At 65.3% G+C, this 24,695-nt stretch carries 20 protein-coding genes; 6 read left to right on the top strand and 14 right to left on the bottom strand.

Features of this window, described 5'->3' with window-relative positions; genetic code table 11:
• The first annotated feature begins 37 nt into the window (after window positions 1–37).
• A complete protein-coding gene (locus tag ACZ1JV_RS26040; RefSeq protein WP_465149753.1) occupies window positions 38–1,240 on the top strand; it encodes an IS256 family transposase in 1,203 nt (400 codons plus the stop codon).
• A gap of 279 nt (window positions 1,241–1,519) precedes the next feature.
• Here ACZ1JV_RS26040 and ACZ1JV_RS26035 read toward each other — a convergent pair whose 3' ends face one another.
• The 7 genes from ACZ1JV_RS26035 to ACZ1JV_RS26005 all read right to left on the bottom strand — a co-directional run bounded on the left by ACZ1JV_RS26035 (window position 1,520) and on the right by ACZ1JV_RS26005 (window position 9,349).
• Window positions 1,520–2,188 carry a GAP family protein gene (locus tag ACZ1JV_RS26035; RefSeq protein ID WP_465151140.1) on the bottom strand — a complete coding sequence of 223 codons (669 nt, stop codon included), beginning with the start codon at window positions 2,186–2,188 and terminating at the stop codon, window positions 1,520–1,522.
• A gap of 64 nt (window positions 2,189–2,252) precedes the next feature.
• Window positions 2,253–3,767, bottom strand: a complete 1,515-nt coding sequence (locus ACZ1JV_RS26030; RefSeq protein WP_465151139.1) for an arylsulfatase — start codon at window positions 3,765–3,767, stop codon at window positions 2,253–2,255.
• A gap of 124 nt (window positions 3,768–3,891) precedes the next feature.
• Window positions 3,892–5,340, bottom strand: coding sequence for an ATP-binding protein (locus tag ACZ1JV_RS26025; protein WP_465151138.1), 1,449 nt, complete (start codon window positions 5,338–5,340; stop codon window positions 3,892–3,894).
• Between the two features lie 13 nt (window positions 5,341–5,353).
• Window positions 5,354–6,088: a response regulator gene (locus ACZ1JV_RS26020; RefSeq protein ID WP_465151137.1), complete on the bottom strand. Its 735-nt coding sequence runs from the start codon at window positions 6,086–6,088 to the stop codon at window positions 5,354–5,356.
• A gap of 21 nt (window positions 6,089–6,109) precedes the next feature.
• A complete protein-coding gene (locus ACZ1JV_RS26015; protein ID WP_465138628.1) occupies window positions 6,110–6,697 on the bottom strand; it encodes an EF-hand domain-containing protein in 588 nt (195 codons plus the stop codon).
• A 351-nt stretch (window positions 6,698–7,048) separates the two neighbouring features.
• Window positions 7,049–7,450, bottom strand: a complete 402-nt coding sequence (locus ACZ1JV_RS26010) for a cupin domain-containing protein (protein WP_465151136.1) — start codon at window positions 7,448–7,450, stop codon at window positions 7,049–7,051.
• Window positions 7,451–7,516: 66 nt separating this feature from the next.
• On the bottom strand, window positions 7,517–9,349 hold the full coding sequence (locus ACZ1JV_RS26005) for an aminopeptidase P family protein (RefSeq protein WP_465151135.1): 1,833 nt from the start codon (window positions 9,347–9,349) through the stop codon (window positions 7,517–7,519).
• Between the two features lie 373 nt (window positions 9,350–9,722).
• On the opposite strand from ACZ1JV_RS26005, the gene ACZ1JV_RS26000 reads away from it, so the two are divergent.
• From ACZ1JV_RS26000 to ACZ1JV_RS25990, 3 genes are read left to right on the top strand one after another with little or no spacing between them, the layout of a single operon-like run.
• A complete protein-coding gene (locus tag ACZ1JV_RS26000) occupies window positions 9,723–11,804 on the top strand; it encodes a S9 family peptidase (RefSeq protein ID WP_465151134.1) in 2,082 nt (693 codons plus the stop codon).
• A gap of 7 nt (window positions 11,805–11,811) precedes the next feature.
• Window positions 11,812–12,027, top strand: coding sequence for a hypothetical protein (locus ACZ1JV_RS25995; RefSeq protein WP_465151133.1), 216 nt, complete (start codon window positions 11,812–11,814; stop codon window positions 12,025–12,027).
• Window positions 12,024–12,422, top strand: a complete 399-nt coding sequence (locus ACZ1JV_RS25990) for an acyl-CoA thioesterase (protein ID WP_465151132.1) — start codon at window positions 12,024–12,026, stop codon at window positions 12,420–12,422. Before ACZ1JV_RS25995 ends, ACZ1JV_RS25990 begins: the two co-directional genes overlap by 4 nt.
• Here ACZ1JV_RS25990 and ACZ1JV_RS25985 read toward each other — a convergent pair.
• The 3 genes from ACZ1JV_RS25985 to ACZ1JV_RS25975 form a co-directional block, all read right to left on the bottom strand.
• On the bottom strand, window positions 12,409–14,064 hold the full coding sequence (locus ACZ1JV_RS25985; protein WP_465151131.1) for a sensor domain-containing diguanylate cyclase: 1,656 nt from the start codon (window positions 14,062–14,064) through the stop codon (window positions 12,409–12,411). The genes ACZ1JV_RS25990 and ACZ1JV_RS25985 overlap by 14 nt on opposite strands.
• Before the next feature lie 117 nt (window positions 14,065–14,181).
• On the bottom strand, window positions 14,182–15,297 hold the full coding sequence (ald, locus tag ACZ1JV_RS25980) for an alanine dehydrogenase (protein ID WP_465151130.1): 1,116 nt from the start codon (window positions 15,295–15,297) through the stop codon (window positions 14,182–14,184).
• A gap of 261 nt (window positions 15,298–15,558) precedes the next feature.
• On the bottom strand, window positions 15,559–17,313 hold the full coding sequence (locus ACZ1JV_RS25975; protein ID WP_465151129.1) for a cation:proton antiporter domain-containing protein: 1,755 nt from the start codon (window positions 17,311–17,313) through the stop codon (window positions 15,559–15,561).
• A gap of 179 nt (window positions 17,314–17,492) precedes the next feature.
• On the opposite strand from ACZ1JV_RS25975, the gene ACZ1JV_RS25970 reads away from it, so the two are divergent.
• Window positions 17,493–18,374: a hypothetical protein gene (locus tag ACZ1JV_RS25970; RefSeq protein ID WP_465151128.1), complete on the top strand. Its 882-nt coding sequence runs from the start codon at window positions 17,493–17,495 to the stop codon at window positions 18,372–18,374.
• Between the two features lie 243 nt (window positions 18,375–18,617).
• Here ACZ1JV_RS25970 and ACZ1JV_RS25965 read toward each other — a convergent pair whose 3' ends face one another.
• Together ACZ1JV_RS25965 and ACZ1JV_RS25960 are read right to left on the bottom strand one after the other, a co-directional pair.
• The gene (locus ACZ1JV_RS25965; RefSeq protein ID WP_465151127.1) at window positions 18,618–21,062 is read right to left on the bottom strand and encodes a DNA translocase FtsK; all 2,445 of its coding nucleotides are present in this window, start codon (window positions 21,060–21,062) and stop codon (window positions 18,618–18,620) included.
• Window positions 21,063–21,148: 86 nt separating this feature from the next.
• Window positions 21,149–21,709: a thiamine phosphate synthase gene (locus tag ACZ1JV_RS25960; RefSeq protein ID WP_465151126.1), complete on the bottom strand. Its 561-nt coding sequence runs from the start codon at window positions 21,707–21,709 to the stop codon at window positions 21,149–21,151.
• Here ACZ1JV_RS25960 and ACZ1JV_RS25955 point away from each other — a divergent pair.
• On the top strand, window positions 21,708–22,376 hold the full coding sequence (locus tag ACZ1JV_RS25955) for a YggS family pyridoxal phosphate-dependent enzyme (protein ID WP_465151125.1): 669 nt from the start codon (window positions 21,708–21,710) through the stop codon (window positions 22,374–22,376). The two genes, ACZ1JV_RS25960 and ACZ1JV_RS25955, sit on opposite strands and share 2 nt — an antisense overlap.
• A 137-nt stretch (window positions 22,377–22,513) precedes the next feature.
• On the opposite strand, the gene ACZ1JV_RS25950 is transcribed toward ACZ1JV_RS25955, so the two are convergent.
• Together ACZ1JV_RS25950 and pyk are read right to left on the bottom strand one after the other, a co-directional pair.
• A complete protein-coding gene (locus ACZ1JV_RS25950) occupies window positions 22,514–23,143 on the bottom strand; it encodes a LysE family translocator (RefSeq protein WP_465136958.1) in 630 nt (209 codons plus the stop codon).
• A gap of 7 nt (window positions 23,144–23,150) precedes the next feature.
• A complete protein-coding gene (gene pyk, locus ACZ1JV_RS25945) occupies window positions 23,151–24,626 on the bottom strand; it encodes a pyruvate kinase (RefSeq protein WP_465151124.1) in 1,476 nt (491 codons plus the stop codon).
• Window positions 24,627–24,695 lie beyond the last annotated feature (69 nt).

Below are 24,695 nucleotides of genomic sequence, written 5' to 3'. Positions count from 1 at the left end.
TGGGTTGCGAAGCTCAAACTTGACGGAAGGAATCACGATGACCGATCCGATGATGCACTTGCGTTCGCTGGTAGAGAAGACCCCGGATGCAGATATTCTGCGCGAGATGATCTCGTTTGCCGCCGAGCGGCTGATGGAGATGGAAGTCGGCAACCTGACCGGTGCCGGCCATGGCGAGAAATCTGCGGCGAGGCTGGTCCAGCGCAACGGCTACCGCGAGCGCGACTGGCAGACGCGAGCAGGGACGGTCGAACTGCGCATCCCCAAGCTCAGGAAGGGAAGCTACTTCCCCGGCTTCCTCGAACCCCGTCGCATGGCCGAGCGGGCGCTGACCGCGGTGATCCAGGAAGCGTATATCCAGGGCATCTCCACCCGCTCGGTAGATGACCTGGTGAAGGCGCTGGGTATGGATGGGATCTCGAAAAGCCAGGTCAGCCGGCTTTGCGAGGAACTCGACGAGAAAGTCGGTGCCTTCCTCGAACGCCCAATCGAAGGCGACTGGCCGTACCTATGGATTGACGCCACCTACGTGAAAGTGCGGCAGAACGGGCGTATCGTCTCGGTGGCGGTGATCGTCGCGGTGGGCGTCAACAGCGATGGCCGCCGCGAGGTGCTAGGTATGGATATCGGTCCTTCCGAGGCCGAGCCGTTCTGGACCGCTTTCCTGCGCAAACTGACGCGCCGAGGACTGCGTGGCGTCAAGCTGGTCATCTCCGATGCGCACGAAGGCATTAAGGCGGCGGTCTCCAAGCTGCTGTGCGCGACCTGGCAGCGCTGCCGCGTCCACTTCATGCGCAATGCACTCGCCCATGCCGGCAAGAGCGGCAGGCGCGTGGTCTCCGCGTTCATCGCCACCGCCTTCGCCCAGGAAACCCCAGAAGCTGCGAGCCAGCAGTGGCGCTCGATCGCCGACCAAGTGCGGCCCAAACTGCCCAAGCTAGCCACGCTGATGGACGACGCTGAGCCCGATGTGTTGGCCTACATGACATTCCCGCGCGAGCATCGCGCCAAACTACACAGCACAAACCCCATCGAGCGCCTCAATGGCGAAATCAAACGGCGGACCGAGGTCGTTGGGATCTTCCCAAACGAAGCCGCCATCACCCGTCTCGTCGGAGCCATCCTCATGGAACAGTCCGACGAATGGGCCGTCCAGCGCGCACGTTACATGACGCTTGAAACGATGGCCCCGCTCAGCGACAATCCTATTGTCATGCTGTCGGCAGTACCTGGCTCATGATCGGCTCAGGCTGAAGCCGAAAAGCAAGGTGGTCCAGAAAAGCTACACCACCTCTGGGGACACGATCCTCTGTGAAGAGATTATATTGAGCGTCTGGCTAAGAGTCCGTTTGAAAAATGCCCGCAGGGGCATTTTTGAGGCGGCACCGGCCCTCTCCCCCACCCTACCACCCATCGGTAGTATCCTGCGGGTGGTAGGGTGGGGGAGCGGGCCGGTGCCGCAAAATTCGCATTTCGCGAATTTTCAAACGGTCTCTAAGTGCCGCGGGCCAGATACGCCTTACAAAGTGAGTGACGAAACCCCTTTGCCGAACATCATGGCCCCCACGATCAGCAGCAGCACTGCCATGACCGCTGCGTTATGCTGGGTGAGCCAGTCACGCATCTCGTCAAGCCAAGGCCGCACCCGTTCCCGAGCCACGAAATAGCCGATCACAGGCACGACTACGGTGCTCGCAGCAATCAGCACATAGACCAGGCAAACGAGGGCAGCCTGGCCCGCCGGAAGCCGGAATTGACCGAAGGCCACGCCTGCCGCGATACCGACGGTCAAATTCTTGGGATTCGCCGCATAGATGCCGAACCCCAGTCCGCCGGCCGCGAACGGGCCCATCTTCTCCACGGCTTCAAGCCAGTGGGGAAGCTGGGCGGTCTCGCCCCGGCGCGGCCGGGCCCGCCATTCTTTCCACGCAAGAAACAGCAGGCCGGCGCCAAGAGCCATTTTAACCGCCGCGACAATCCCGCCGCCGCCTTTTCCGAAACCGAGCCCGGCCAGGCTGCCGAACAGGATCAAGGCTGCCGCGATGGCGATCATCCACCCTACCAGGAAAGCCGGAGCCGATATCGAGGCATTGGGCGACATCAGCAGCACGATCATGGCGATGATCGGCAGCGGGCTGATCGACACGCCGACCGCCAAGGGTAGCAATTCACCGATCGCCTCCAGCAACTGCGCCCCTCCTCAAGCCGGTGTGCACCGGGCAGCGACAACACGCCGCCCGGTGCCGATCTTGCTAGTCGTGACCCTTGCTCATGAACTGTTCGACCACGTTCGACATGTCGAAGCTCTTGCCGCCCTGCACCGGCGGATACTTCGCGAGCGTCGTAAGGTGATCCTTCATCAGTTCGCCAAGCGGTCCGGTCTGCCAGGATACCTTCTGGATCAGGTGCCCGTAGGAATCGGAATTGTCGTAGCTTTCGAAGGGATCCATGCGGATGTTGAACACCAGCGGCTTCGAGCGGCCGACGATATTCCCGTAATAGTCCTCGGCGGTCGAGAAGTGCCACTTCCACGGCCCCATCCGCAGCGCGGTGAGCTTCGATTCGTTGTAGTGAAAGATGTGGTTTCGCGCCGATTCTTCGGTCTTGCCGAGCCAGTAGTCGAGGTTGTTCTCGCCATCGATGTACTGGTTCTTCTCGGCCAGCACCTTGTCCTTCACATCGGCCACACCGGCCGCCGCAGCCAGCGTCGTGAACATGTCCTGATGGGCCTGGATGCCGTTCTTCAGCTGCAGCGGCTCGATCACGCCCGGCCAGCGCAACATCGAGATGACACGAACGCCGCCCTCGTAAGTCGTCATTTTCTCGCCGCGCCACGGCGTCGTCGCACCATGCGGCCAGGACGAATGCTCGGGGCCATTATCGGTCGAGTACCAGACGATCGTGTCTTCCTCGAGGCCGTTCTCCTTCAGCCAATCGAGCACAATGCCCACGTCGTGATCGTGCTGCAGCATGCCCGATCCGTGAAGATCGGCTTCCGAGGTGTATTTCTCGGCCGCATAGCGCCACTTGTCGTTGAGACGGGTGTAGAGGTGCATGCGGCTGGTGTTGAGCCAGACAAAGAACGGCTCGTCCGCATCCTTCGCGTTCTTCATGAATTCGAGCGCGGGCGGGATGAATTCCTTCTCGTCCACCTCGTGCATGCGTTCCTGATGCAGCGGCCCGGTATCGACGATCTTCTGCTTGCCGATCTTGCCGAAGCGCGGATCCTCGGTCGGATCGTCGACATCGGTGGCCCAGCTGTGGATCACGCCGCGCGCGCCGAACTTCTCTTCGTAGGCCTCCAGGCTTCCCGCATAGGCCTTGGCGAAGTTCTGGTAGTCGCGCTGCTCGTCCTCCTCCGAGACGTTGAGGTGATAGAGGTTGCCGAAGAACTCGTCGAAGCCGTGATTGGTCGGCAAGTGCTCATTGCGGTCGCCGAGATGGCTTTTGCCGAAATGGCCGGTGCGATAACCCACTTCCTTGAGCACTTCGGCGAGGCAGGGCGAGGCCGGTTGCAGGCCGAGCGGATCGCCCGGCTGGCCCACGGTAACCATGCCGGAACGGATCGGATATTGGCCGGTGATGAAAGCTGCACGGCCGGCCGTGCAGCTTTGCTGGGCATAGTGATCGGTGAAGCGGATCCCTTCATAGCCGACGCGATCGATGTTGGGCGTCGTGTAGCCCATCGTGCCCATGCCGTAAGCGCTGACATTCTGCCAGCCGATGTCGTCACCCCAGATCACGAGAATATTGGGCCGCTTCGCCATGGTCTGCTCCGGTTGCGAACTTAGAAGGATGCCGCAGAGATAGTCCGGACCGCTTCGGGCAGGGCATTGGGGAAAGTCAGGAGATGCCGGGGGGACCATCCCCCAGGACTTCTCTTGTCTTCTTTTAACCGACCGGCAGTTCGACTTTCGCCCTCAGGCCTTCGACTGTTCCGTCCGCTGCCAGCCGGTTCGCCAGCACCAGCGCGCCGCCGTGCTGTTCGGCAATCGCGCGGGCTAGCGCGAGGCCGAGGCCGGCACCGCCGGTAGCGCTGTTGCGCGACGGGTCGCCGCGCGTGAAGGGGTTCATCATCGCGTGGATCTGGTCTTCGGCGATGCCGGGGCCGTCGTCGTCGATCACGATCACGGCGGTGCGGCCTTCACGCGACAGTGAGACGCGGGCGCGGTCGCCGTAGCGCAGGGCATTGCCGATCAGGTTGCGCAGCGCGCGGCGGATCCAGGTGGGGCGCAGTTCCAGCGCGATGCGTTCGGTGTCGCCCACTTCGACGGGTTCGCCCATGTCCTCGTATTCCTCGATCACCGAGAACATCAGGGCGGAGAGTTCGGTGCGTTCCAGCGGGTCGCTTGGGCGGCCGACGCGGGCGAGCGAGAGGATGTCGTCCAGAGTGCGGACGATGTCCTCAATGGTGGTTGCCATACGGCCGCGCTCGACGTCGTCGGAGACCGATTCGATGCGCACGCGCAGCGCCGCCAGCGGCGTCTTGAGGTCATGCCCGATGGCGCCCAGCATCACGTCCTTCTCGTCCAGCAGGGCGGCGATACGCGATTCCATGGCGTTGTGGGCGACGATCAGCCGCTGCATGTCCTCCGGGCCGGAGGGCGGCAACTGGCCGTCCAGGTCCTGCGTGGTGGCGAAGCGTTCGAGGCGGCGGGTCAGTGCGGCCAGCGGCCGGGTGATGCGGCGCAGGATCAGCGTCACCGCGACCATCAGCACCGCGTAGATGCTCAGGGTCTGGATCAGGATCGGGCCGAGCAGCACGTTTTCGGGGCGCGGCGCGCGCACGCGGGCGACGATCCAGCTGCTATCCTCCGCCGTGCGGACGCCCACCACCATCAGGTTGGAGCGCATCAGCCCGGAAGTCTCGTCCGGAGAGAGGCCATAGCTGGCAGCGCGGCGCATCAAACCGCGGCGGGCATAGCGGTCGTGCCCCGCGGCGCGGTGGACGACGACGACATCGTGGACCGCGAAATCCTGATCGGCGAGGATCTTGGCCAGATCCGCTTCCGCCTCGGCATCGCGCGCCTCACCCGCCATCGCCGGGGAGCTGGTGCTGTATTCGAGGTGATAGCCCTTCGGCGGCGGCCCCGAAAGCGGGCCGGGCGAATCGCCGCGCGGGCCGTTCTGGTGGCGCATGATCCCGCGGGGGCCGCGCGTTTCCATGATCAGGCGGAACACCGCGGCATTGAGCATGCCCGCCTCGTACCCTTCGCGCTGGGCGCGATAGACCAGGAAGGCGCCGAGGCCCTGCACCAGCAGCAGCGCGGCGGCGACGGCCAGCAGCATCTGGCCCATCAGGCTGTGGGGCCGGGGTAAACGCGGGCGGAGAGAGGTCATGCGGTGCGCGCTTTCACTCCGCCGGGGCGGCCATGCGGCGCACGTCGGCGGCCAGCATGTAGCCGCCGCCCCACACCGTCTGGATCAGTTGCGGATTGCGGGAATCGACCTCGATCTTGCGGCGCAGGCGGCTGACCTGATTGTCCACCGCGCGGTCGAACAGATGCGCCTCTCGGCCCTGCACCATGTCCAGCAGGCGGTCGCGGTTGAGCACCTGGCGGGGGTGTTCCAGGAACGCCATCAGCAGGCGGAATTCGACCGAGGAGATGGCGACCGAGGCGCCTTCGGCATCGGTAAGGCGGCGCTTCAGCGGATCGAGCTGCCAGCTTTCGAAGACGAAGACCTCGTTCTCCGGCGCGGCGGCGGCGGTGCGGTTGGCGCGGCGCAGCACACTGCGGATGCGCGCCACCAGTTCGCGCGGTTCGAACGGTTTCACCACATAGTCGTCGGCGCCGATTTCCAGCCCGACGATGCGGTCGGTCGCCTCGCCCCGGGCGGTGAGGAAGATCACCGGCATGTCCTGCGTTTCGACCAGATGGCGGCAGAGCGAGAGGCCGTCCTCGCCGGGCATCATGATATCCAGCAGGACAAGATCGGGCTTCTCGTCGCGCAGCAGGCTGCGCGCCTCGGCGGCGCTCTGGGCCTGACTTACGGCAAACCCCTGGCGCGAGAGGTACTCGGCCAGGGGCTCTCTGAGTGCCGCCTCGTCATCGACGAGGAGCAGGCGGACAGGTGTGGTATCGGTCATCGCTATCCGTTCGAACGGGACTTATTTTGCCGGCGTGGATGCCGGCGGGGGCGGAGCGCTGCCCTCGGGCGGGCCGCGGCGTTCGGTGCGCATCTTCTGATGGGCGGCCTGACGCTCTTCCTTGGTGACCTGGCCGTCATGGTTGGTGTCCATCGCGTCGAAGCGCTTCATGGCGGCGGCCATGAACTCGGCCTTGGTGACGGAGCGGTCACCGTCCGCATCGGCCATGCCGTACATGTCACCAGGGCCGCGTCCACCCCAGTGGCCGGGGCCACCGCGTCCGGGGCCGCGCATCGGGCCGTGCTTGCCGGGCGCGCCGGCAGGGGGCGCGGCGCCTTCGGGCGGGGGCGGCATGTCGGGACGGCTTTCGGGGCCACCGCGGTGCCAATCCTTCGGACCGCGATCGGCCATGAATTCAGCCTTGGAAATCGTGCCGTCGTTGTTGGTGTCCAGCCGCTTGAACTGCTCTTCGCGCATCTGGGTGCGACGGGCGTCACGGTCGGCCTGGTCGATCTTGCCGTCCTTGTTGACGTCAAGCCGGGCGAACTGGGCTTCGGCGGCGGCTTGCGCTTCGGCGCGGGTGATCGTGCCGTCACCATTGGCATCCATGCGGAAATCTCCCCCGCGCGGCGGAGGGGGCGGTGAGGAGGGCGTTTGCGCACAGGCAACGCCGCCAATGGCGAGCGCTGCGGCGGAAAGACCGATGGCGAGCTTGGTCAGGCGGTGGGTCATCTTGTTTCTCGACTCTTCCGTCAAAAGCGGCCCGTCGGCGATACGGCGCCGGTACGAAGGCGAAAGCCACGGGGCAAGGGAAGGGAGGGGGAAGATTTGCCCCGCGGCTTTCATGGCTTGTTCTACCCGGTGCTTGTCGCGCAGTTGTGCCGCCGTCCTGATTTATTGTCGTCAATTGTCACAGGTTTGGACTTGTGTTCAGCCGGATGCAAGCTTCGGCCTCCCTCTCTAGCGCGGACGGTTCTGCGTGCCTTCGCCTGCCGTCACGAACAGCGCGGATACCGGACCGGCAACATCGGCCGTATGCCATGCGCCGGGGGGATTGATGGCATATTGGCCCGGGCCGATCGTCACGCTCCGCTCGGTCCCGTCGCGCAGCTGCTGGTGCAGGGTGATTTCGCCGGAAAGGCAGACGACCAGTTCGTCGCCGGCGGGATGCATCTCCCACGAATCCCAGCTTTCGGAAAAGTCGTACATTGACACCAGCCGCCCTTCGGCACCGTCCGCCGCAGTGCGCGCGGAGTAGGCGGTGTACCATTCCATGCCGGTGAAGGCGGGTTGGGCTTCGGCTCTGGCGCCAAGGCCAAGGTGGACCGGATTGGTCCTCAGATCATGAACGGAATCGGTCATCGGCGCTTCCTTCCGGCAATGCGCTTGCCGGAAGGAAGCTACCGCTGCGGGCTTTCGCCTACAAGGTCAGAGAGCGGCGCACTGCGCTTCCAGCCACGCCAGCGTCGCCGCATCCTCGGGCGCGGAAAGTTGCGGGCCGATCACCTGCAGCACGCGGGCGTGATAGGCGTTCCACCACGCCGTCTCATCCGCCGTGAACAGCGCGGTATCGACCAGACGGCGCTCGATCGGCGCGAAAGTGAGCGTTTCGAAGCCGTAGTATTCGCCGTCCGCACCGGGGAACTCGCGCTTTTCGACCAGCACGAGATTTTCGATGCGGATGCCGTATTCGCCGGCCTTGTAGTAGCCCGGCTCGTCGCTGAGGATCATGCCGGGGATCAGGTCCTGCGCGGTGCCGGCCTGCCCGCCCGCCGACTTGGCGATGCGCTGCGGCCCTTCGTGGACCGAGAGGAAGCTGCCGACGCCGTGGCCGGTGCCGTGGGCGTAGTCGAGGCCGACCTGCCACAGGAACTGGCGGGCAAGGGCATCGAGCTGGCTGCCGGTGGTGCCCTTGGGGAACACCGCGCGGTCGATGGCGATGGTGCCCTTCAGCACGCGGGTGAAGCGGTCCTTCACTTCGGCCAAGGGGGTTCCGTTCCCGATCCACACGGTGCGGGTGATATCGGTGGTGCCGCAAGGGTACTGGCCGCCCGAATCGACGAGGTAGACGCTTTCCGGCTCCAGCGTCAGGCTCGATTCGTCCGACACGCGGTAGTGCGGGCTGGCCGCGTTCGGCCCGGCGCCGGAGATCGTGTCGAACGACAGATCGCGCAGGTCGCCGCAGCGCTGGCGGAATTCCAGCAGCTTGGCTGCCGCGCTCATTTCGGTCACTTCGCCCTTCGGCCCTTCGACCGAGAGCCAGTGGAGGAAGCGGGTCATGGCCACGCCGTCGATCGCCTGGGCATCGCGCTGGCCCTGCTGCTCCACCGCGTTCTTCACCGCCTTGGGCAGGATGGTGGGATCGCGGTTCTCGACCACGGCGGCGTTCACGCCCTTCAGCGTTTCGAAGATTGCCGCCACGGCATTGTCCGGATCGACCGAGACGCGCTTGCCGGCCAGTTTCTTCAGGCCAGCGACGAAGTCCGCACGCGCCTTCACGGTGACGGCATTGCCCAGATGCTGGCGCAGTGCGGGCGTCACCTTCTCTTCGGCGATGTAGAGATCGGCGGTGCCGTCGGCATGCGCGACGACGTAGGACAGCGCGACCGGCGTGCGTTCCACATCGGTGCCACGCAAGTTGAGCAGCCAGGCGATCGAATCGAGCGCGGAGATCACCGTCGCGTCGAGGCCCTGCGCGGTCAGCCATTCGGAAACGGCGGCGCGCTTCGCCTTGCTCGATTCACCGGCGAATTTGTCGTCATGCACTTCGGCCGGCGCGGGGGAGGGGGCGGGCTGGTCCTGCCACACCGCGTCGATCGGGTTGCCGTCCACCGGCACCAGCGTCGCGCCCTTGGCGGCCAGCGCGGCCTGCGCCGCTTCCACCCACTTGGAGCCGTGGAGCCAGGTGTCGTAGCCGATCTTCGCACCCTTCGGCGCATTCTCGCCCAGCCAGCGGGCGGCGCTGGTCTGCGGCACGCTTTCATAGGCGTAGAACTTGCCGTCCACCTGTTCGCGCACTTGCAGGGTGTAGCGGCCGTCGACGAACATCGCGGCGGCCGGCGACAGCGTCGAATCGGTCAGCACCACCGCCGTACCGGCCGAACCGCCGAAACCGGTGAGCCAGGCCAGGCGCTGGGCATAGCCGCCGACATATTCGCTCATATGCTCGTCGGAAATGGGAATCACGAAGCCGTCGAGGCCGCGCGACTTGAGTTCCTGACGCAGGGCATCGAGCCGCGCCTCGTGGGTATTCATCAACATGATTGGGGTATCCGGCTTGCGGGGGTCATGGGCGCAACATAGGACCTGCGGCGCGGAAGGGAAAGCATCGGGGCGGCCAATTGCTGCGCAGAACGCGGGGCGGAAATACGCGATACGGTTGCATGCAACACCTCGCCGTCCCCGCGAAGGCGGGGACCCCGCTTGTTCTTTTTCGGCAGGCGGAAACGCAAAGAGGTTGTGAGTAGCCGCACGGTCTCTCCGCGTCTCTGCGTGGATCAAGAAAGCGGGGCCCCCGCCTTTGCGGGGGCGACGAGTTTGGTTTCGGAGAACTCGGTGGAGGATTTCGGCCGCCACACATCCATCGACATGCCGGACTCTTCCACTTTCGCGAGGCAGGCCCTAGATCGTGCCAATGGCAGATAGCATCCAGACCCTTGCAGGTCCTCCACAGGCGGCGAAGAAGCCGCATAGCTTCACCCGCCACGGCGTGACCGTCGAGGACGATTACGCATGGCTGCGCGATGCCGGCTATCCTGAAGTCACCGACAAGGAGGTGCTCGCGCATCTTGAGGCCGAGAACCAGTGGTTCGAACACCGCATGGCCGGCCAGCAGGGCCAGATCGACCTGCTGTTCAAGGAAATGCGCGCGCGCATCAAGGAAGCCGACAAGTCGGTGCCGCAGAAGGACGGCGACTACCTCTACTGGATCGAGTTCGAGGAAGGCGCCGAGTACAAGAAGTGGTGGCGCAGGCCCGTTGCTGCCAAGGATGATGGTTCTGCGGACGAGCTGATCCTCGACGAAGTGGCGCTGGCCGAGGGCAAGGAATACTTCAACCTCGGCGCGATCTCCACCAGCGCGGACGGCAAGCTGCTCGCCTATTCGGTGGACGACAACGGCTCCGAACGCTTCACCGCGCGGATCAAGGATCTGACCACCGGCGAACTGCTGGCGGACGAGATACCCGGAACTCTGTCCGCGCTCGTCTGGGTCGCGAACGACAAGGGCCTCGTCTACTCGCTCGCCAACGAGCAGTGGCGGACGGACAATGCCCGCCTGCACTGGCTGGGCCAGCCGCTGGAAAGCGATGTCGAGCTTTACCATGAGGATGACGAGGGCTTCCGCGTCGGTTCCTCGCTCTCATCCAACGAGCAGTGGCTGCTGATCGGCACCAGCGATCATGAGACCAGCGAATGCCGCATGATCCGCGCCGACGATCCGCTGGGCGAGCAGATCCTCGTCAAGCCGCGCCAGAAGGGCGTCGAGTACGATGCCGATGAGCGCGAGGGCGTGCTCTACATCCACACCAACGACACGCACGAGAACTTCCGCCTCGCCACGGCCCCGCTTGCCAATCCCGGCGAGTGGATGACGCTGATCGAGGGCAGCGACGAATTCTACCTGACCGGCGCCGACCTGTTTCGCGACTTCTACGTGATCGAGGGTCGCCGTGCGGGCTTGGACCAGATCGAGGTGCGGTACTACGACGATCCCGCCCGCGTGGAGCCGATCGCGTTCCCCGAGGCGAGCTATTCGGCGGGCCTTTCGAACAACCCCGAATGGCATGTGACGACGCTGCGCCTGACTTATGAGTCGATGGTCAGCCCCTCGACCGTATACGACTACGACGTGGCCGCGCGCACGCTGGACGTGCTGAAGGTGCAGGAAATCCCCTCGGGCTACGACGCTTCGCTCTATGCGACCGAGCGGCTGGAAATCGAGGCGCGCGACGGCACCAAGGTTCCGGTTTCGGTGGTCTATCGCCGTGACCGCCAGGGCGCGGGGCCGCTGCATCTCTATGCCTATGGCGCTTACGGCATCTCGATCGATCCGGGCTTCTCGACCGCGCGGCTCAGCCTTGTCGATCGCGGTTTCGCCTATGCCATTGCGCATATCCGGGGCGGCGACGACCTTGGCCGCGCCTGGTACAAGGCGGGCAAGTTGGAGAAGCGCACCAATACCTTCAACGATTTCGTCGATTGCGCGCGCGGGCTGATCGCGCGCGGCTTTACCGAGGCGGGCAAGATCTCGATCTCGGGCGGCTCGGCGGGCGGCGAACTGATGGGTGCGGTGATCAACTCCGACCCCGAACTGTTCGGAGCGGTGGTGGCGCACGTGCCCTTCGTGGACGTGCTGAACACCATGCTCGACGACAGCCTGCCGCTGACGCCGGGCGAATGGCCGGAATGGGGCAATCCCATCGAGGACAAGGCCGCTTTCGAACTGATCCTCAGCTACTCGCCCTACGATCAGGTCTCGGCGCAGAGCTATCCGCCGCTGATGGTGACCGCCGGCCTCAACGACCCGCGCGTGACCTATTGGGAACCCGCCAAGTGGGTGGCCAAGCTGCGCGAGGTGAAGACGGACGGCAACGAACTGATCCTCAAGACCAACATGGGCGCGGGCCACGGCGGCAAGTCGGGCCGGTTCGAAAGCCTGAAGGAAACGGCGGAAGAATTCGCCTTCATCCTCTGGCAGTTGGGTGTTGAGAGATAGGGTTTAAGTGGAAGACGTTGCCGGTTTTATCTTCGGTTTGGCATTCGTGGGGCTGAGCGGCGCCAACGTAGTGTACGCTTTGAAGGCTGGTAAGCTATACGGAAAAATTGGGGTCATTTCAAAACTTGATGATCCTGGTAATTTCTGGATGTATTTCGGTATATATTGTTTTCTTGCGATTTTTGGATTTGCCGGATTTATTATGCAGTGGGTGGCTAATTGAGCGATCGCTTTTCGATGACTTTCACGGCGACGGCCCATGACATTGACGTCATGGGCCACGTCAACAATGCCGTGTGGGTGCAGTGGATGGAGGCGATCGCCACATCGCATTGGGAGGCCGATGCCACGCCCGAGCAGGTCGAGAAGTACGTCTGGGTCGTGACCCGGCACGAGATCGACTATCGCGGCAACATCGCCGAAGGCGAGAGCGTGATGGCGGATACCTTCATTCCCGAAGGCCCCACCGGCGCGCGGTTCGATCGGCGCGTGGAGTTCCGCAACCAGGCGGGCAAGGTCATCGTCTCCGCCAAGACGACCTGGGCGATGATCGACAAGGAAACCGGCCGCATTATGCGCGTGCCGCCGGGAATTTCCGAACGGTTCAGTGCAGGCTGACGACGTTCTGTTCGGGCATGGACGGGCTTTGCGATACGGCTGAGAAGGACTTGCTCTCGGTGCGGTTGCGCCCGGCCGCCTTGGCTTCGTAGAGCAGGCGGTCGCACTTGCGGTAGAGGTCGTTGAAGCGCATCGGCGGCGCGCCGGTGACAAGGCCCATGCTGGCGGTCACCGGCCGGTCGAGCAATGCCACTTCGGCGGCGATGCGCGCGGGGATAGCCTGACGGCGGCGTTCCGCGCGCTCGGCCCCGTTCTTGCCGCGCAGCAGCAGTAGGAATTCCTCGCCGCCGATGCGCACGACGACGGTATCCTCATCCGGCATCAGCGCGATTGCGACGGCGCGCAGTACGGCATCGCCAGTGGCATGGCCGCGCGTGTCGTTGATCGACTTGAAGTGATCGAGATCAAGCACCGCCATCGTATCGAACCCGTCGAGCACGAGGCGGGTATAGCGATCCTCGAACCCGCGGCGGTTGTAGAGGCCGGTCAGCGGATCGCGCTCGGCCAGGCTTTCCAGCACGCGCGCCTGCGTCAGCGCGCGGTCGCGCTGGTCCTTGATCGCCATGAAGCGGTCCGCCGCGCCCAGCGTGGTCACCAGCACTTCGAAAGCGATCGACAGGTGCTGTTCGGCCATCAGCCCCAGCGGCACCCCGGTCATCCCCAGCATCGAGGCGATGCGCACCACGCCCATCGTCATCAGCGGGGCCCAGCCGACGATCTGGAACCACACGGTGCGGCTCCCGCGCGAGGCGGCGGTGCCCATGGTCCATGCGAGCAGGCCGATGCAGGGCAGGAACGCGGCGTAGTAGACGTTCGCCACGCTGGGCAGCAGGACGCCGCCGGCAAAGACGTAGTAGATGGAACTGGCGATCGTCCACGGCCCCATCGCATTCAGCAGCCGGCGATGCCGCCGGTCGAGCATTCCGGGTTCGAGCAGGTGGATGAAGAACCGCGACGCGGCGATGATGATCAGCGCCCAGCTTATCGATGACAGCAGGCTGAGTTGCAGGATCGAGAGTGAGAGGAAGCGGTTGATCAGGCCGCTGGTCACCACGGTCTGCACCAGCATCGCGAAGACGCCCAGCGAATGCCACAGGGGAAAGGGCTGGCGCAGCACGCGGAAGATCGCGAAGTTAAGCACCAGCGGCATCAGCATCAGCCCGCAGAGCGCGGCGAGGATCAGTTCGTGATCGCCCACCCGCGATTCGTCGGGAGCGGGACCGATGGCGATATCCGAAAGCAGCCCCTTGTGGCGCGCTCCGGTGACTTTGACGACATAGGCGGCAACCGGGGCATCGCCCGCCAGATGCGGCAACGCCATGCGCATCGTCCAGGAGGTTTCCGCAAATTGCAGGGCGTCGGTGGGCACATCCAGAGTGGCGCTGGTGCCGTCTGCCGCCAGTGCGGTGATCGACAGGTCCCGGTAACGCGTCAGCCGCGTGGTCAGCACATCGCCCGACGTTGTCGCACGGCCGCTCATGTCGATGCGGACGAAGCTGGCCAATTCTCCATCCACCGGCCAGCGCACCCTGCCGCAATCCCAGCGAGCCGAGTTGCGCGCGAGATCGGCTGCCGATTCGCTTTCGGGGGCGAGGGCGGTGCAGATCGAACCCGGCGCAAAAGCGCCCGCAGCGGCCGGCACGGCAAAAACTGCCGCGACTGCCCCTGCAATCGATATCAGAAAGTGCCGTGCCCCGGGAAACATCATTGCTCCCTTGATAGCACGGCACTCAAGATATGGTTAACAGCTAGGCAAAAATTACCGCAGCAGACTATCTGTAGATATGTGCACGTAGCCCAGTTCGGTCGCCACGGCTTCGAAAGTTACGTGGCCGGCATGGACGTTGAGGCCCGCCGCCAAGTGCGGATCGGCCTTGAGCGCGGCCTTCCAGCCGAGGTCGGCGATGGCAAGGGCATGTGGCAACGTAACGTTGTTCAGCGCATAAGTGCTGGTGCGGGCGACGGCACCGGGCATGTTGGCCACGCAGTAGTGCACCACGCCGTCCACCACGAAAGTCGGATCGGCATGGGTGGTGGGATGGCTGGTTTCGAAGCAGCCGCCCTGATCGATGGCGACGTCCACCAGCACCGCGCCGGTCTTCATCGTCTTCAGCATTGCGCGGCTGACCAGCTTGGGCGCGGCGGCGCCGGGGATCAGCACCGCGCCGATCACCAGATCTGCTTCGGCCACGCTCTCGGCCAGGTTGGCGTTGCTCGAAAACCGCGTCTTGGCGCGGGCTTCGAAGTGGATGCCCAGCCGTTCCAGCACGTCCGGATTGCGATCGAGAATGGTGACGTCGGCGCCCAGGCCCACGGCCATTTGCGCGGCGTTGAAGCCCACCACGCCGCCGCCGATCACCGCGACCTTGCCCGGCATCACCCCCGGCACGCCGCCCAGCAGCACGCCGCGCCCGCCATGGGCCTTCTCCAGCGCAGTCGCTCCCGCCTGAATCGACATGCGGCCCGCCACCTGGCTCATCGGCTTCAGCAGCGGCAGTTGCCCGCCGGGGCCGGTCACCGTCTCATAGGCGATGGCGGTCACGCCCGATTTCACCAGATCCGCCGTCTGCTCCGGATCGGGTGCGAGGTGGAGGTAGGTGAACAGGATCTGCCCCTCGCGCAGCATGGCGCGCTCGGCCGCCTGCGGCTCCTTCACTTTCACGATCATCTCGCAGCCTGCGAAGATTTCGGCGGCAGTGTCGACCAGCGTCGCGCCCTGCTTCGCATAGGAATCGTCGCCGGCGCCGATGCCGAGGCCGGCGCCTTTCTCGACCCAGACCTCATGCCCGTGGGCGACGAGTTCGCACACGCTCTCCGGCGTCAGGCCGACGCGATATTCGTGGTTCTTGATTTCCCGGACGGTTCCGATGCGCATCGTTTCGACTCCGCAAAAGATTCTCGTGAGCGATGGAATACACCCGCAGGACGGGATTTCATCGCGATTAGAGGATCATGGACGGAACGAGGCGATGTGGCTGGAAGTTCCTCCCCCATCGGGGGAGGGGGACCGCCCCCGCTCATCCTGAGCTTGTCGAAGGAAGGGTGGTGGAGGGGGAATAGCGCCGCGCTGCCGAAAGCCCCCTCCGTCAGTCCTGCGGACTGCCACCTCCCCCGGTGGGGGAGGATCTCAATTGCGTTAATGCGCGTCGCGCAGGTCCTGTGTGATGATGCGATCGCGGGCGGCGCGGATGTCGCCGGTTTCGTACTGGATCGACAGGCGCTCCTTGTCGCTGGCGCGGTACATGCTTTCGGCATTGTCGATCTGCTCGCCCGAGAGGCCCAAGTCCTCCAGTGCCTCGCGCGCCATGGAGACCGCGGATTCCATCACTTCACGCACCATGAACGTGACCGGTGCGTCCATGAGCCGGATCATCGTGCGCCGGTCGAAGACGCGGGCCATGATGCGGGCCTCCGGGAACGCCTCATGCACGCCGTGGAGGAAGCTTTCAGAAAGCTGGTCGCCGTCGATGCAGAAGACGATCATCTTCGCCTCGCCCGCGCCCGCCTGCCGCAGCAGGTCGATGCGAGTGCCGTCGCCGAACCACACTTTCGCGCCGAAGCCACCGGCGACGTCGATCATCTCGATATCGGTATCGATCAGCGTCACTTCGATCTCGGCGGCGATCAGGACTTGGGCGACGGTCTGGCCGAAGCGGCCATAACCGACCACCAGCGCGCGGGCGCCGTCCTTGCGCGGGCCTTCGCGGGTTTCCTTGCTCGTGGGCATCTCGCGGACGCGGGCGGTGGCCATCATCAGGAACGGGGTGGTGACCATCGACAGCGTGACGATGGCGCTGAACAGGCTGGCGGCGCTGGGGTCGATCAGCCACGCGTCCCGCGCCTGCGCGAACAACACGAAGCCGAATTCGCCGCCCTGGCTCAGTAGCAGACCGAGCGCCAGCGCGCTGCGCCAGTTCATGCGGAAGGCCAGGCCGATCAGGAAGATCACCCCGCTCTTCACTGCGATCAACGCGATCGCCATGGACGCCACAAACAGGGGACGCTCGGCAATGGCGGACAAGTCCAGCATCATGCCCACGGACATGAAGAACAGGCCCAGCAGCAGCGTGCGGAACGGTTCGACGTCGGCTTCGAGTTCGTGGCGGTAGGGCGTGTCGGCCAGCATGACGCCGGCGATGAAGGCGCCCAGCGCGGTGGAGAGGCCCAGCGACTGCATCAACGCGGCTGACGCGATCACCGTGAACAGCGCGGCGAACACGAACATCTCGCGCTCGCCCAAGTTGCCGATCAGGCGGAACAGCGGGCGGATCACGAAGCGGCCGGCCAGGATCAGGCCGACAATCGCGGCCAGCGTCTCCAGCACCAGAATCCAGCCCGGAGGGCCTGCGGGCAGGTGCGGATTGCGGTTCATCGCGGCGATGATCGTGATCAGCGGGATAATCGACAGATCCTGAAACAGCAGGATCGCGAAGGATCGCTCGCCAAATGGCGTATGCAGGCGGCCTTCGCTTTGCAGCAGCGGCAAGACCTGCGCGGTAGAGGACAGGCCCAGCGGCAGACCCAGTGCCAGCGATGCGGCAATGCTGAAGCCGGTGGAGTAATAGATCACCGCCGTGATCGCCAGGCCGCAGAGCGTGACTTGCAGCATGCCCAGCCCGAAAATCTCGCTGCGCATCCGCCATAGCCGCCGGGGCGCCAGTTCCAGCCCGACGATGAACAGCAGGAAGGTGATGCCGAGTTCGGCGATGCCCAGCTTGTTTTCGGGATCGCCGACAAGGTTCAGGATGAACGGCCCAAGGATCGCGCCCGCCAGCAAATACCCCAGCGTGGCACCCAGCCCCAGGCGGCGGAACAGCAGGACGAAGGCAAGCGCGGTGCCGAGCAGCAGGAAGCCGTCGCGCAGCAGGAATGCCTGGGAGTGATCTTGCATCGGGTCCTTTCGGGGGGCGGGAACTTGGGTTGCCGTTAGGGCGACAGGGTAGGGGTATTGGCGGGCAATTGTAAGGCTGGCGTTGGGATGGCTTGACCTTGCCCGTCAATCCCGCTTCCTTTCGGCCAGCGGGGGCCTGTCAGAGCCCCATAATTGCGTAATTTCAAGGGGGTAATCCAATGCGTGCGTTTCTTCTGGCCGGGGCTGCGGCTCTGGTGACGGTCCCGCTGTCGATGGCGGGGGCGCAGTCCACCGATGCCCAGATCGACAAGGTGATTGCCGAAGGGCTGAGCCACAGCGAGGCGATGGCCAATGCCTCCGAGCTGATGGACGGCATCGGCCCGCGCCTTTCGCACTCCGAAAATCTGGAGAAGGCGCAGGCTTGGGCCATGGCCAAGTTCAGCGGCTATGGCCTGACGAACGTTCACAAGGAGCCGTTCCGCTTCGGCATGGCGTGGAACCTCGATTCGTGGTCGGCCTCTATGGTCTCGCCGCGCGGGCTGGTGATGCGTTCGATCCCGGTGGCGTGGTCGCCGGCGACTTCGGGCACCTTGCGCGCGCCGGTGATCCTGGCGCCGATGAGCAAGAAGGAGCATTTCGACGCGTGGCGCGGCAAGCTGGCGGGCAAGATCGTCATGGTCAGCCTGCCCGGCACCGGCAGCGAGCCCGACAAGGCGGCGTTCCGCCGTCTGGATGCGGCGGAGATTTCAAAGGACGATCATTTTGACCTGCCGGCGGACGAAAACGACCGCGATATTCATTTCGTGCAGCGGATGTTGTTTGTCAAAGAGCTGTCGGAATTCCTGAAGTCCGAAGGCGCGGTGGGCTTGCCGGCGTACCAGTTCGTGCAGGACCCGCTCGATTATGGCAGCCGCGTGCACCATTCGAGCATCGATACCGTCGATCACATGAAGGTGGACGATATCCGGCAGGCGGCGACGATCATGGCGGGGATGCTGTGGCAGGCGGCCAATTCGGACGTCGAACTGCCGCGTCCGCCGCTGCCGCTGAAGCCGGGCAAGTCCGATCCGTTCAAGGTGCAGGATCCGGACGAGAAGTAAGGGGAAGGACATGTGATCCTCCCCCCTCGGGGGAGGTGGCAGCGCGCAGCGACTGACGGAGGGGGTTTTCGGCAGCGTTGTGCTTTCCCCCTCCACCACCCTTCGGGCGGTCCCCCTCCCCCGGTGGGGGAGGAGCCAGGTAGTGCAAGGTTGCCTTACAGGCGCACCGTCTATCGGCAGCGTCTGCCGAGACGGTATTGGGGGTGCAGGGGGGCTATGCTCCCCTGCTTATCCCTTCCCCCCTTAAAGCGGCGCCCCGTTCTCATCGCGGTAGATATCGCGCCGCCCCACATGGTTCGCCGGGCCGACGTAGCCGTCCTGCTCCATGCGCTCTACCCACTTGGCGGCGGTATTGTAGCCGACGCCCATCTGGCGCTGCAGCCAGGATACCGAGACCTTCTGGTTCTCGAACACCAGCTGGCACACTTGCCGGTACTTGCGCTCTTCCGGCTGGTCGGAGGCGGTGGCGTCGAGGTCGTCGAAGCCGAACGAGCCTTCCTCCGGCTCGTTGGTGACGGCATCGACGTAGTCAGGCTTGCCCTGCGCGCGCCAGTGATCGGCAACGTGTTCGACTTCCTCGTCCGAAACGAAGGGGCCGTGGACGCGCTTCACCGGGTCGGAGCTGGGTTTGTAGAGCATGTCGCCCTTGCCCAGCAGCTGCTCGGCGCCCTGTTCGCCCAGGATGGTTCGGCTGTCGATGCGGCTGGTGACGGCGAAGGACACGCGGGTCGGCAGGTTGGCCTTGATGACGCCGGTGATGACGTCGACCGAGGGGCGCTGCGTGGCCATGATCAGGTGGATGCCCGCCGCGCGGCTCTTTTGCGAGAGGCGCTGGATCAGCACTTCGATTTCCTTGCCGACGGTGACCATAAGGTCGGCCAATTCGTCGACGATAAGGACGATCTGCGGCAGCGTTTCGTAATCGAGCTGGCGGTCTTCGTAGAGTTCCTCGCCCGTTTCGGGGTCGAAACCGATCTGGATACGGCGGCCGAGCGGCTTGCCCTTGGCAGCGGCGGCGCGGACCTTCTCGTTGAAACTGGCGAGGTTGCGGACGCTGATCTCGCTCATCTGGCGATAGCGGCGCTCCATTTCCTCCACCGCCCACTTCAGCGCGCGCACGGCTTTGGGCGGCTCGGTGACGACGGGCGAGAGCAAGTGCGGAATATCGTCGTAGCTCTTGAGTTCCAGCACCTTGGGATCGACCAGGATCAGGCGGCACTGCGCCGGCGTCAGGCGGTAGAGCAGCGAGAGCAGAATCGTGTTGAGACCGACCGACTTACCGGAGCCCGTCGTACCGGCGACCAGCAAGTGCGGCATCGTCGCAAGGTCTGCCACCACCGGCTCGCCGGCGATGTCCTTGCCGAGGATGATCGGCAGCATGCCCTTGTGCTCGGCAAAGGCTTCGGAGGCGACCATCTCCTTGAACGAGACCATCTGGCGGTCTGCGTTCGGCAATTCGATGCCCATGACGGTGCGGCCGGGGATCGAGGAGACGCGGGCCGAGATCGCGGACATGTTGCGGGCGATATCGTCGGCCAGGCCGATCACGCGGCTGGACTTGATGCCCGGCGCCGGTTCCAGTTCGTACATGGTGACGACCGGGCCGGTGCGAACGGCGGTAATCTCGCCCTTCACGTTGAAGTCGTCCAGCACGGTTTCCAGCAGGCGCGCGTTGCGCTCCAGGCTGAGCTTGTCGATCTTCGGCTGCGAGTTCGGCGGCGGATCCTTCAGCAGTTCGAGGCCCGGCAGCGCGAACTTGTCGAACATGTCCTTCTGGCGATTGCCGATGTTGAGCTGCGCGGGCGTTGCGGCGGCCTTGGGATCGCTGATCTCGGGCGCCTTGCGCGGCTTGGCGGCGGGCTCGCGAGCGGTTGCCGCTGCCGGTTCGCCGTCGAAATCGTCGTCCATGAACGGCGCGGACTGGGCTTTCGGCGTCTTTTCGCGCGTCTTTTCCTTCTCGGCGGTGCGGGGCGATACCTCGTCCCGCGCGGGCAGGCGGCCGATGCGGCCGGGCAGGGTCAGCAGGCGGCCCCAGTCCCATGCAAACACGCTGCCGGCCAGCAGCAGCCCGCCACCAAGGCAGACCACGGCAATGACGAAAGCGGCCCAGGTGGCGAAGACTCCGGGCAGGAAGCCGGTCAGCGTTTCGATCACCCAGGCACCGAGCAGGCCGGAAATGCCGCCCATCGATGCGGGCAGGGTGCCGCCGGGCTGGACGTAGGTGAGGCCCAGTAGCGTGCTGGTCGCGCCCGCCTGCGGGAAGGCGAGGCTCAGTACCGTTGCGATCAGCACCATCGCGAGGGCCAGCACGAAGACCGGGCGCCACCAGCGCTGGTTCGAATGCTCGATCTCGCTGTCCTCTTCCTCCACCAGCAGCCAGAGCTTGCGGGCGAAGACATAGAGCAGCGGCACGAACAGCGCAGAAACCGGGCCGAACAGCAGCAGCACACGCTCCGCCACCCAGGCGCCGACCGGGCCCATCCAGTTCTCCGCCGGGCCGCCGGCGGCGGTGGAGGCGGAGGGGTCGGTCTGGTGGTAGCTCAGCAGCGCGAGGGTGAGGAAGGCCATCGCCGCGAAGAGCAGCAGGGCGCCGCCCAGTTCACCCGCGCGGCGCAAGGACCGCTTGAGCACTGCGCGCCAGTCCGGCTTGGCGATTCGCCGTCCGGGTGCGAGGGGCCGTGTCGCCATTGGAAATTCCCTTGATTTCGGCCCGTTATATTGCGTCGGCGAGGAACTCGTCGTCAAGAATGGATCGGGAACAAGGCTGTGAACGGTTACGTAAACGCCTGAATCGCCGCCCATTTGCGGGCGGGTAGAGTGCGGGCGCGATGCGGCGTCATGCCGCCAAGTGCGATCACTGGCACTCGCGAGCGTGCCGCCATGAGGCGAAACCGCGTCGGGCCGAGGGTCGCCGCGCCGGGGTGAGAGCGGGTGGCGAAGACCGGCGAGAGCAACACCATGTCGGCGCGGGCGCGGTGGGCCTTGGCGAGTTCGTGCAGCGAATGGACGGTGACGAGGCGCAGGATTGCGGGGCCTCGGGTGAGTTTTTCCGCTGCGCCGTAGGCTCCGTCGGCGCCCCACCGCCGGGCCTCGTGAGCGCTGCCGGACAAGACAATGGCGTGGTCGAAACGGCAGGCCACGCGCTTCAGAACCGCGAAACGCGCGCGGCGTTCGGCGGGCGGCAGGTGGTAATGGCGCAGCACCAGCCCCGATCCGCGCGGCAGCCGGGCCAGCGCCATTTCGAGCGCGGCGTCGTTGCGCGCGTCGCTCACGAGCCAGATGTCGGGAAGAGGTGGCTGGCGGTTCGGCACGGGGACGCTATAGCAGCGCGCCATGGATCAGCCAGCTTCTCCTCTTCAGGCCGTTCGCGCCCGCATCGCCCACGCCGCCAGCATTGCCGGACGTGAGGCCGGGACGATCGAACTCGTCGCCATTTCCAAGACTCATCCGGCCGAAGCCATTCTGCCGCTGATCGCCGAGGGTCAGCGCGTCTTCGGCGAAAACCGCGTGCAGGAAGCCGAGGCCAAGTGGCCTGCGCTGCGTGAGGCGCATCCCGATGTGGTGCTGCACCTTGTCGGCCAGCTTCAGTCCAACAAGGCCGAGGAAGCCGTCGCGCTGTTCGACTGCATTCACTCGCTCGACCGGCCTTCGCTGGTTACGGCGCTGGCCAAGGCGATGGACAAGCTGGGCCGCCGGGTGCCGTGCTTCGTGCAGGTGAACATCGGCGCGGAAGAGCAGAAGGGCGGTTGCCCGATTGCCGAAGTGCCCGCGTTGCTGGCCGAAGTGCGCGCGGCGGATATTCCGCTGGCCGGCCTGATGTGCGTGCCGCCGGCGGGAATCGAGGCCGCGCCTTTCTTCGCGCTGCTCGCCAAGATCGCGGCGGACAATGGTGTGTCGGGCCTGTCGATGGGCATGAGCGAGGACTTCGAGACCGCGATCTTGCTCGGCGCGACGCATGTGCGGGTGGGTAGCGCGCTGTTCGGGGTGCGGCCTGCAGCCTGACGGGACCTAAGCTCCTCCCCCCTCGGGGGAGGTGGCAGCGCGAAGCGCTGACGGAGGGGGCTTTCGGCAGCGTTGCGCTGGCCCCTCCACCACCCTGCGGGTGGTCCCCCTCCCCCGGTGGGGGAGGATCTTTTGCCTTAGGCCGCGCGGAAGGCCAGCAGCGACAGGCCGAACCCGGCGAACAGTCCACCCGTGAGCCGGTTGAACACCCGCTTCACCCCCGCCTTGCCAAGATGGCGCGAGAGTGCACGGCCGCTGAACGCGTAGACCGAGTACCAGAACGCCTCGATCACCGCGAAGACCGCCACTAGAATGGCGAACTGGCTTGCCTGCGGGCGGGCCGGGTCGATGAACTGCGGCAGGAAGGCCGCCGCGAAAACGATGGCCTTGGGATTGCTGATCGAGATCGCATAGCCGCCACGCAGCAGCGCCAGCCACGAGATTTCGGGCCGCACCGTCTGCGCGATGTCGTCATCTTCGGAAACCGGCGCGCGCCATGCCTTTACGGCAAGGAACAGCAGATAACCGGCACCGGCGATACGCAGCGCGGTGAAAGTCCCCGGCAGGGCATGCAGCAGCGCGCCAAGGCCCACGGCGGAGGCGGCCAGCAGGGTGACGAGACCCAGCAGGCAGCCCGCCATGGTGGCCAGAGTGCGCTTCACACCCAGTTCCACGCTGCGCGAAAGCACGTGGAGCATGTTGGGGCCCGGCGTCGCGCTCAGCAGGAAGACCGCGACGGCGTAGATCCAGAGGGTGTGAAGCGCCATCGGGTCCTCAGTCCAGTTCGTTGCCGGTGAGCGTCACGACGTGGAGCAGGTTGGTCGAACCCGGCACGCCGAACGGCACGCCGGCCAGGGCCACAAGGCGGGTGCCGGCGGCACCGAAGCCGTGGCGCAGCGCCATGCGCTTGCCCTTGGCGATCATCTCCTCGAAGCTGCCGATGTCCCGCGTGGTCACCGTATGCGCGCCCCACAGCAGGGCGAGGCGGCGCGCGGTCTTCTCCGCCGGGGTGAGCACCAGCATCGGCGCAGCGGGGCGTTCACGGGCCACGCGGCGGGCCGAGCCGCCCGAACCGGTGAAGACGATGATGCCTTCGATCGGCAGGGTATCGGCAATCGTCGCGCAGGAGGCCGAGAGCGCGTCGGCGGTCGTCGCGTCGGGCGGGGTCTGGGTGAGGTGGATACGCTCGCGATAGGTCGAATCGGTTTCGACCGAGACGGCGATGCGATCCATGATCGTCACCGCTTCCACCGGCCACTGGCCGGCGGCGGTTTCGGCCGAGAGCATCACCGCGTCGGCACCGTCGTAGACCGCGTTGGCCACGTCGGACACTTCGGCACGGGTGGGCGAGGGGCTGGTGATCATCGATTCCAGCATCTGCGTGGCCACGACCACCGGCTTGCCGCTGGCGCGCGTCTTGGCGACGATGTGCTTCTGGATCGGCGGCACCTGTTCGGGCAGCAGTTCCACGCCAAGGTCGCCGCGGGCGACCATGATGCCGTCCGACAGTTCGATGATGCCGTCGATCGACTGCACGGCGGCCGGCTTCTCGATCTTCGACATCAGCGCGCAGGCGCCGCCGATCAGGCGGCGGGCCTCGGCCACGTCTTCGGGACGCTGCACGAAGGAGAGGCCGATCCAGTCGGCGCCCTGCTCCACGGCGAACGAAAGGTCGCGGCGGTCCTTGTCGGTCAGCGCCGGGACGGGGACGATCGCGTCGGGCACGTTCACGCCCTTGCGGTCCGAAATCGTGCCGCCCACTTCGGCGGTGCACAGGATGCTGTCGGCATCGGCCTTGATGACCACGAAGCGCAGCTTGCCGTCGTCGATCAGCAGGCGCTGGCCCTTTTCAAGGATGCCGAACAGTTCGGGATGGGGCAGGCAGACGCGGTTTTCGTCGCCCGGCGTCGGATCCCGGTCCAGCGTGAAGTGGGCGCCGTGGCGGACGAAGACCTTGCCGTCGGCAAAAGTGCCGACGCGCAGCTTCGGGCCCTGAAGGTCGCACAGGATGGCGATGGGGCGCATCGAATCCTTTTCCACCGCGCGGATATTGGCGATGGTTTCGCGATGCGTGTCGTGATCGCCGTGGCTCATGTTGACGCGGAACGCATCGGCGCCGGCTTTCAGCAGCTTCTCGATGGTTTCCTTGTCACGGCTCGCCGGGCCCAGCGTGGCAAGGATCTTGACCTTGCGCTGGCGCTTGATGCCGCGATGGTGGGGCGAACGGCGGAATGGGGGAGTGGTTGCCAAGGTCAGTGTGCCTCTTCCTGTATCGGTGCGACCTATGGCAAAGGCTGTCGGACAAACCAAGGACCAAGC

The organism is Novosphingobium sp. BL-S-19, assembly GCF_055521675.1.
The sequence above is the reverse complement of the archived record's forward strand: the minus strand, read 5'-3'. Positions and strand labels throughout refer to the sequence as shown.

Excerpts from the sequence above, each read along its gene's own strand:
- ACZ1JV_RS26040 (WP_465149753.1), top strand. The coding sequence starts at position 38 with ATGACCGATCCGATGATGCACTTGCGTTCGCTGGTAGAGAAGACCCCG.
- ACZ1JV_RS26030 (WP_465151139.1), bottom strand. The coding sequence starts at position 3,767 with ATGGCGAAGCGGCCCAATATTCTCGTGATCTGGGGTGACGACATCGGC.
- ACZ1JV_RS26025 (WP_465151138.1), bottom strand. The coding sequence starts at position 5,340 with ATGACCTCTCTCCGCCCGCGTTTACCCCGGCCCCACAGCCTGATGGGC.
- ACZ1JV_RS26020 (WP_465151137.1), bottom strand. The coding sequence starts at position 6,088 with ATGACCGATACCACACCTGTCCGCCTGCTCCTCGTCGATGACGAGGCG.
- ACZ1JV_RS26015 (WP_465138628.1), bottom strand. The coding sequence starts at position 6,697 with ATGGATGCCAATGGTGACGGCACGATCACCCGCGCCGAAGCGCAAGCC.
- ACZ1JV_RS26010 (WP_465151136.1), bottom strand. The coding sequence starts at position 7,450 with ATGACCGATTCCGTTCATGATCTGAGGACCAATCCGGTCCACCTTGGC.
- ACZ1JV_RS26005 (WP_465151135.1), bottom strand. The coding sequence starts at position 9,349 with ATGTTGATGAATACCCACGAGGCGCGGCTCGATGCCCTGCGTCAGGAA.
- ACZ1JV_RS26000 (WP_465151134.1), top strand. The coding sequence starts at position 9,723 with ATGGCAGATAGCATCCAGACCCTTGCAGGTCCTCCACAGGCGGCGAAG.
- ald (WP_465151130.1), bottom strand. The coding sequence starts at position 15,297 with ATGCGCATCGGAACCGTCCGGGAAATCAAGAACCACGAATATCGCGTC.
- ACZ1JV_RS25975 (WP_465151129.1), bottom strand. The coding sequence starts at position 17,313 with ATGCAAGATCACTCCCAGGCATTCCTGCTGCGCGACGGCTTCCTGCTG.
- ACZ1JV_RS25970 (WP_465151128.1), top strand. The coding sequence starts at position 17,493 with ATGCGTGCGTTTCTTCTGGCCGGGGCTGCGGCTCTGGTGACGGTCCCG.
- ACZ1JV_RS25965 (WP_465151127.1), bottom strand. The coding sequence starts at position 21,062 with ATGGCGACACGGCCCCTCGCACCCGGACGGCGAATCGCCAAGCCGGAC.
- ACZ1JV_RS25955 (WP_465151125.1), top strand. The coding sequence starts at position 21,708 with ATGGATCAGCCAGCTTCTCCTCTTCAGGCCGTTCGCGCCCGCATCGCC.
- ACZ1JV_RS25960 (WP_465151126.1), bottom strand. The coding sequence starts at position 21,709 with ATGGCGCGCTGCTATAGCGTCCCCGTGCCGAACCGCCAGCCACCTCTT.
- ACZ1JV_RS25950 (WP_465136958.1), bottom strand. The coding sequence starts at position 23,143 with ATGGCGCTTCACACCCTCTGGATCTACGCCGTCGCGGTCTTCCTGCTG.